General features: G+C 60.3%; 6 protein-coding genes. 1 reads left to right on the top strand and 5 read right to left on the bottom strand.

All coding sequences use genetic code 11. The features are described 5' to 3' along the window. Positions 1–355: 355 nt before the first annotated feature. The 3 genes from FHT02_RS20945 to FHT02_RS20935 form a co-directional block, all read right to left on the bottom strand. On the bottom strand, positions 356–844 hold the full coding sequence (locus tag FHT02_RS20945; RefSeq protein ID WP_184092132.1) for an SMI1/KNR4 family protein: 489 nt from the start codon (positions 842–844) through the stop codon (positions 356–358). Between the two features lie 129 nt (positions 845–973). Next, the gene (locus tag FHT02_RS20940; protein ID WP_184092130.1) at positions 974–1,405 is read right to left on the bottom strand and encodes a hypothetical protein; all 432 of its coding nucleotides are present in this window, start codon (positions 1,403–1,405) and stop codon (positions 974–976) included. Between the two features lie 229 nt (positions 1,406–1,634). Then, positions 1,635–2,477: a hypothetical protein gene (locus tag FHT02_RS20935; protein ID WP_184092128.1), complete on the bottom strand. Its 843-nt coding sequence runs from the start codon at positions 2,475–2,477 to the stop codon at positions 1,635–1,637. 333 nt (positions 2,478–2,810) lie between these two features. Here FHT02_RS20935 and FHT02_RS20930 point away from each other — a divergent pair, with 333 nt between their 5' ends. Continuing rightward, on the top strand, positions 2,811–5,165 hold the full coding sequence (locus FHT02_RS20930; protein ID WP_184092126.1) for an ATP-binding protein: 2,355 nt from the start codon (positions 2,811–2,813) through the stop codon (positions 5,163–5,165). Positions 5,166–5,451: 286 nt separating this feature from the next. Here the strand turns inward: FHT02_RS20930 and FHT02_RS20925 are convergent, their stop codons facing one another. Both FHT02_RS20925 and FHT02_RS20920 read right to left on the bottom strand, forming a co-directional pair. After that, positions 5,452–5,943: a DMP19 family protein gene (locus FHT02_RS20925; RefSeq protein WP_184092124.1), complete on the bottom strand. Its 492-nt coding sequence runs from the start codon at positions 5,941–5,943 to the stop codon at positions 5,452–5,454. Positions 5,944–6,067: 124 nt separating this feature from the next. Further along, positions 6,068–6,661: a hypothetical protein gene (locus FHT02_RS20920; RefSeq protein WP_184092122.1), complete on the bottom strand. Its 594-nt coding sequence runs from the start codon at positions 6,659–6,661 to the stop codon at positions 6,068–6,070. Positions 6,662–6,967 lie beyond the last annotated feature (306 nt).

The following is a 6,967-nucleotide window of genomic DNA, read 5'->3' as shown; positions in this document are numbered from 1 at the left end:
ACGAGGTCAGGTTCGACCCCGATCCAGGCATCGTACGTGAAGGGGCTGCCATTCCATCTGCTTTCGAAACGCAGCCGCCGCGATACACCATCTTTCGGGAAAACAGAGTGCCCGCCTTAGCGTCCGGGTCTGGGCGACAGCCGACGAGCCGCTTTTCTCGCCAGAGCGAGCCGGCGGCCTCTCTGGCAGACCGGTGCTTCTGAACAGCATTGATGGTCTCAGACTTGTGGCGCCTGCAGGCAGAGCGAGTGGTGGATCTTGGGTCGTTGCGGCTGAAGTGGCGGGTGAGCAGCTCACCTAAATTGATGTCCGAATGTTGCCGGATGGCCGCGACTTAACAGACCGATCGTTCCTGCTACTCTCGCGCCCAGGACGGTACTTCGGCGCTGAGCGCGGCGAGGAATGCGGTCAGGCTGTTCGCCACGGCGCGGCCGGAGCGTGCCCAATTCTGCTCGGCCGTCTCCTCGTGATGCCATTCATCCATGGGCATGAACCAAACGCGGCGATCGTCGCGGTCGAGCAGGAAGAAATTGCCGCCAGCATCGTTAGCAAACGGAAGGCTGTCGGCGGGCAGCACCCCCTCGCCGACCATCTGGCAGTAAATCGACACGAGCCCTTTGCCCGTAGTGGCCTCGGCCGGCTCAATCGGGATGAACCAGTTGACCCAGTATTCCATGTCGCGCGCCTCGTCGATTAGCCAACAGCGCGTCGGCATGCCGCCATTCTCGGCCAAGCAGAGGGCAACGAGCGCAGGCGGCAGCGTGAAGCCGAGCGCTCGTTCGGCAGCGGCGATGTCCGCCAAGGCAATGGGAGTGGCGCCATCAAGGCCAAGTGGGGTCGTCACGGGCAGGAGTATTCCTTCCTTGAGCGAGTGACGCAAGCGCGCCCTCCCGCAAGCCGTCGTCCGGCCCAGATGAAGAAACGTCTGCTCTCGGGAAGCGAGCACGGCCTGCTTGATGTCTGACTTTGGGCGTTAACTGCCGCGAAGCGTCGCTTCTTCGGAGTCACCCGCCATGAGCGCAACAAGCTGCACTTGGAGGCTTGTGAGGTCAGCATAGGTCGCTTGAAAGGAGGTCTTTACGCAGTCGATTGGATCGTGCTCATCGGCGATAGTGACGCGGACCCGCAGGTGTCCTAGCGCATCAACTGGTGCGATCGTGATACTCAGAACTTGGTGGTACACCTCATCCTCGGTGTAGCCCCACTCCGCAGAAAGTGGCTGGGTCGCATCAATCGGGTATGTCCCAAGCGTTCCGCAAAACTCCTTCACGTCCTGCCACTGTACCCAAAAGCCACCTCGGCCAGAGCGGTCTTCGGTGACCACCTGCAAATCAAGACGACCAAAATCGTCCAAAATCAGCTTCGGAGTGCCGTCGTAGCGATAGCGGAAGGTCAATTTGGCCATCCGGCCCATGTCGCCCGAACCGCCAATGTCCGCAACTGGGGATCCTCGTCCCACGCCAGAACGTCCGTAAGTGGGCGGAAGCGGACCGGCCGCTTTCAGAGTCCGCTTTGCCGATCGGGAACGGCTGAGATTGGTGGGAAGCCGCCCGGCGGCTTATAGGCGCTGAGGTAGGGTAAGCGGCCCTTCGTTCATGCCCCGGTCGGCCCGCAAAAGCGTTTATACCGGCTTGTCAGACCGCGACTGGGCGAAGCGCCGTGGACATGAGAATGGCACCTCCGCAATGTTCGCAATCGGCCTTGTAGCCGTCCACCATGTCTTTCTGCCAAATCTTGTTCTCGCCGCCGCACCCATCGTGCGGGCAATCGAAGTTGAAGATGTTGTGCGACACCTCATAGTGGTCGCCGTTCAGCGATAGCTGCACCGAGTTTTCGCAATTCCAGCACCGAACAGTGATGTGTTCGTCTCCCCTCGATGGATCGTCACGATGAACAAACAGCGGATCGGTGCGCCGCTTGACCACCTTGCCGCACTGGCAGTTCATCTGGAACACCGGGTAGTGGGTGCCGCCACCCACCATCGCGGTAGAGGCAAGCACCGATTCTACTACCGAGAGAACGTCACGGCAGTCGGCACGTAGCCGCTCCATGTTCCGTGGCTTCCCGCTTTCTACCTTGGCGATCGTTGGGGCATGGAGGGCGGAGTTGAGCTTCTGATAGCGGTGCTTGAGCTTCCTCAAGTCCATGCGCATGTCGGTGCCCATCAACACCTTCTCGCCAGTCTCCGGATGAACACCCGTGACGTAGACCGCATTATCCGCCCACGGATCGATGCCCTTCAGTCTCTCGACCAGCTTGGGGGCCTGCCACTCCAAGGTCTTCGTTTCGCCAAGCTCTTCAAGGTAGTTACAGGCGAGATCATAGGCCAACGCTTCGAGGGCGAAGCGCAACTCCAATGCAGCGTAGATAGTGGATCGTTCATCTTCGTCGGCAAGTAGCTTGGTCGCCTGATCGGCGTAGCCTCGGGCGAGTAGCCGAAATACCTCGCGCCGTTCCGCTACTTCGTCTGCATCCATGCCGGCCCGCCCCTTCCGGCTCTAGATAGGAGATGCCGAACAAGCCCGCCACCTTCGCCCGCTGCCCAAGCAGGCCTGCAGGGGCAAAGTGTTGCCTGAACGAACGTCCAGAAGTGGGCGCAAGCGGAACGTCCGGTTTGCGCGATCGGACGCGTGATAGCAGCCGCCTCAGGGTTCGAGCGCGCGGGGCGTCGGCGTTCCCTACAAAAAGTGCGAGTTCCCGCGAGTCCTGCCTCCACCAATCGCCTCTATAATACTCTGAAGGCCTCGTGTTTGCGGCCCATCCAATCTGGTGGCCGTGGCTACCTCCAGCAGCTGGCGCCTTGCATCGGAATGACTAGCTTAAGCGATTTTTCGAACCGAGCCCTGAAATCGGTGTTGGCGGGAATAGCCGTCGGCTTACTGGCGTGGGCCGCGCTTTTCTTCACGCGTGGCGGGGGCGGGATTGCTGCGGTCTGGTTGCCGAACGGATTCATCTTAGCGCTGATCCTCCACAAACAGGAAGATGCGTGGCCGCTTACGTTCGCTGCGCTGGTCGGCGTTACCGCTGGTTGCCTACTGGGTGGCCGCTCGCTTGTGGCAGCGCCGTTATTGGGATTGGCCAACGCGGCCGACGTCCTGGTCGTCTGGAGCATGCTTCGGCGCCTATCACCAGATCAGTTCGCGGTCTCGGATCTGAGCCATCTGCTCAAATTGTGGCTGTTGTCGGGGTTTTTGGCGCCGGCCATAATGGGCTGGTTTGGTGCACTCGTGCTCTCATGGGAGACTGGTGCAGCATTTCCCGATCTCTTTCGTTCCTGGGTTCTTACCCATGGCCTCGGCTCGATGATCGTTGCACCGTCGGTTTGCGTAATATCGCGGGCGTTGTCCCAAGCGCACGTGCCGACGTGGAGCAGAGCTAGCGAATGGGGATTAATTCTAGCGGTGGTGGGCGTTGGTACGGCAGTCTTGTTTGCCCAATCGACATACCCGCTTCTCTTCCTTGTAAGCCCGCTTGTGCTCCTCGGCGCATTCCGCCTGGGCAGCCTCGGAACGGTCGCCATCATGGTGGTTGTAAGTACAGTAGCGCTTGCCTTTACTCTTCAAGGATCCGGGCCCGTCACGCTGGTAGGCGGCGGCGTGCCAGCGCATCTGCAGCTGCTTCAGGTCTTCGTTTGGGTCAACTACATGATCGGCTTCACGGTGGCGGCTGCCCTAGCAGGGCGAGACCGCGCCCGCGCTGAGGCGGAGGCAGCCGCGCTGGCTAAAGCTCGCTTCCTGGCGAACATGAGCCACGAGATCCGCACCCCTATGAATGCCGTCATCGGCTTCACTGAACTCCTGCTCGCTAGTGATCTGACGGAGAAGCAGCGACGGCAGACCAGTCTAGTAGCGGATTCCGGCAAGGCCATGATGAGCCTCCTCAACGACATCCTCGACCTCTCGAAGGTCGATGCTGGGCAAATGACTGTCGAGCATGCGCCGATCGATCTCCGTCACGTGCTGCAAGGCCCGGTGAACTTGATGATGGCGACTGCCCTGGAGAAGGGGGTCGAACTATCGATGTCGGTTGCTCCTGAGGCACCAGGATATGTCCTGGGCGATGGGCTCAGAATACGGCAAGTTGTCCTCAACCTCCTAGGGAATGCGCTGAAGTTCACAAACCAAGGGAGCGTCACCGTCCGGGTCGCCCCCACCCCTGAGAAGCATGGCATGCTGACGATAGAGGTCATAGATACCGGGATCGGCATTCCTAATGATCGCTTGGCAGCAATCTTTGACGAGTTCGAGCAGGCGAAAGCCTCGACGGTGAGCCGCTTCGGTGGAACGGGTCTTGGTCTGGCGATTACCAAGAAGCTTGTCGGCCTGATGGGCGGCGACATCCGCGTCACCAGCGAAGAGGGTTGCGGCAGCGTATTCGAGGTCACAATATCAGCACCCGCCGTATCGAAGCCCGTGATGCAAGGCCAACCGGCGCGAGCAGCAGCCGGGGAACAACCATCAAAGGACCACGAGCGTCGCATTCTCTTGGTCGAGGATCATGACATCAACCAGGAGTTCATGCTCGACCTCTTGGCAAAGCTTCAGGTACGGGCCGATCTAGCGGTGAACGGTGTCGAAGCCATCGAGCGAGTGCGGACGGCGGCGGAGAGCGGTACGCCGTACCATTTGGTGCTCATGGACATGCAGATGCCCGTGATGGGCGGCCTCGAGGCCACTGCAGCCATTCGTGCGGGCGGTTTCACTTCTGACCGACTGCCTATCGTTGCGCTAAGTGCGAACGCCTACCATGATGACATAAGGGCATGCATGGCGGCCGGCATGCAGGCGCACCTCGCTAAGCCGATAGGTCTAGAGCAGCTACAGGTCGCGCTCACCCGATGGTGCCGCGTAGATGTAGCCGCACAGGCCGGCCCACCCGGAATCGACGTGAATGGGATGTCCCGGCTGCGCGAGCGCTATATCGAGCGACGCGATGTCACCTTGGAAAGCGTGGAGAAACTCGCTGCGACCCCTGACGTCACGGACGAAGCAGTGACCGACCTCATCGCTCTCCTCCACAAGCTAGCTGGGAGCGCAGGCATGTTCGGCGAGCGTGCCTTGGGTGAGTGGGCCGCTGTGTTGGAAGATGGTTTGCGGTCATGGCCACCAAACGAGCGGCAAGAACGTACCGCATTGACGCTAATTGAGCTGAGGCAGGCCGCATGATCGATGCCCGCGCATCAAGGATCTCCGCGGAACGAGCTTCCGCTTCTTGGGGGTGCCCGCTTCGTGCCGGCTTTTGAACGTCTCGTGCGGTTGCCCTGTCGATGGGAATGTCCGCTTCCGGGTGTCACGCTAGTCGACCTGAACGACTGATTTTGGGCGACAGCCGACAGGCTGCTTTTCACGCCAGAAGCGGACCGGCGGCTTTGAGGCAGACTGGCGCTCCTCGGGAGCATCGAATGTCGGGAGTTGGTGGGAAGCGGACGTTGACGCCTCGCCAGCTACGCCATCAACGTTGATCCTCCTCCGTCACGATCCACGGCTGTTGTGCCAGCCAGTTCCGTAGATGATCCTGGAGCTTACCTTCCCTCCGCTCCAACTCAGCGAAGTGGTCATCGAGGTTGTAGAAAAGCTCTTTGGCGGCCATGTGATCGCCGCTCGCCCAAAGGTCGAGTATATGATCCTCGTTTTCGACGACGACACGCCCGAACTTGTTTAGCAGATCAGCATGGCCCGGCAGGCCAATGCGCAGCAGCAACTCGCTCATCCCCTCAAGATGACGAGTGCAGTCTTCCTCATTCTCGTGATATTGCGCGTGACCACCGTTGGTGATCTCGCCAAGATACTCCCACAGATTGGCGAAGTGCAGCGCATCAAGCGATAGCTCGGCCTCACAGCCGCGCTCCTTCAAACGTTCGATTGCGTATCCGACCTGCAGACACAGCTGCCAAGGCTCTTGAGCGACCATGTCGGCCTTAGCAACTTGGATGCTTCCGATCATACTGCGCAATGCTCACCTTTGTCGAAAGTGGTCCTGCCACAGGTACCCGACGTCCGATACTGGGCGTTTTCGGCCGGGCAGTTTCTCGATTGCAAAAGCGGATCCTGACAATACCAGCAGCGCGTTACTCGTAGCTCGAAGTCTGCACGGCAAAGCCATGCTTATCCAGATTGGCCGCCAGGGCAGCCGCTGATAGGCACTCCGCCTGCGGTTCGTCGTCTTGGAGTGGAACGGTTAGCGATTGCCCCTTCAAAGACAGGGCGTTCGGCTTGGCCCCACAGAATTCTTCGAGCTCGCGAGCGAAATCGCTGAGTGAACCGCCTCCTTTCACAAACCGCGGCGGCCTTTGCCCTGGGCGATGTTCTTGCAGCCAGGATGTTGCCAACCCCTGCACATGGATATCGAACTCGGCCTTCCAAGCAGGCTGGTAGGCCCGCTCGAACGTGTCCCCTGACTGCCTGATGCCGTAGTCCGCCCGCACGAGCACGCGAGCCAGGCAACGCATCTTTGGCTCTGGATAAGGCGCGACACGGCTAAAGACGAGATAATTACTCAGCCTCCCGTTCACTCGCTCGCTCACCTGAGCGGCGTCTGCTGGATCAATGCCGCACGTCCGCAGCCCGGCGATCAGGCGCTTGTCTATCATAGTCACCGGCTTGGCCGGATCGCCACAGCTCGCGACCAATAGGCAGGATGCGAACAGCCAGAAGCGCTTCATGCACTACTGCTAGGGGACCCAGGCAGGGCTTGGAAAGCGCCACGTCAAATCTCGGCGGCCGCGACCGGCCGTTAGCTGTGATTGCCTCTCGATTAGTGATGGGTGTCCGCTTTCGGGGTACGCGAGCGCCGACCTGAACGACTGACTTTGGGCGCTAGCCGCCCGTCCGCTCTTGGGGTCCGCTTTGTGGATGGCGAATGGCGAGTCCTGCGGCGGAAGCAGTCGCGGCCATAGCAGTAGGGGCGCTCACGTCGTGAGCGCCCCTACCTTGTACTTGATCGCCGATCAGCGTCGACGGCAATTACC

The organism is Sphingomonas xinjiangensis, assembly GCF_014199255.1.
Classification (GTDB): domain Bacteria; phylum Pseudomonadota; class Alphaproteobacteria; order Sphingomonadales; family Sphingomonadaceae; genus Sphingomonas; species Sphingomonas xinjiangensis.
The sequence above is the reverse complement of the archived record's forward strand: the minus strand, read 5'-3'. Positions and strand labels throughout refer to the sequence as shown.

Coding starts and splice junctions, on each gene's coding strand:
- FHT02_RS20940 (WP_184092130.1), bottom strand. CDS start 1,405: ATGGCCAAATTGACCTTCCGCTATCGCTACGACGGCACTCCGAAGCTG.
- FHT02_RS20935 (WP_184092128.1), bottom strand. CDS start 2,477: ATGGATGCAGACGAAGTAGCGGAACGGCGCGAGGTATTTCGGCTACTC.
- FHT02_RS20930 (WP_184092126.1), top strand. CDS start 2,811: ATGACTAGCTTAAGCGATTTTTCGAACCGAGCCCTGAAATCGGTGTTG.
- FHT02_RS20925 (WP_184092124.1), bottom strand. CDS start 5,943: ATGATCGGAAGCATCCAAGTTGCTAAGGCCGACATGGTCGCTCAAGAG.
- FHT02_RS20920 (WP_184092122.1), bottom strand. CDS start 6,661: ATGAAGCGCTTCTGGCTGTTCGCATCCTGCCTATTGGTCGCGAGCTGT.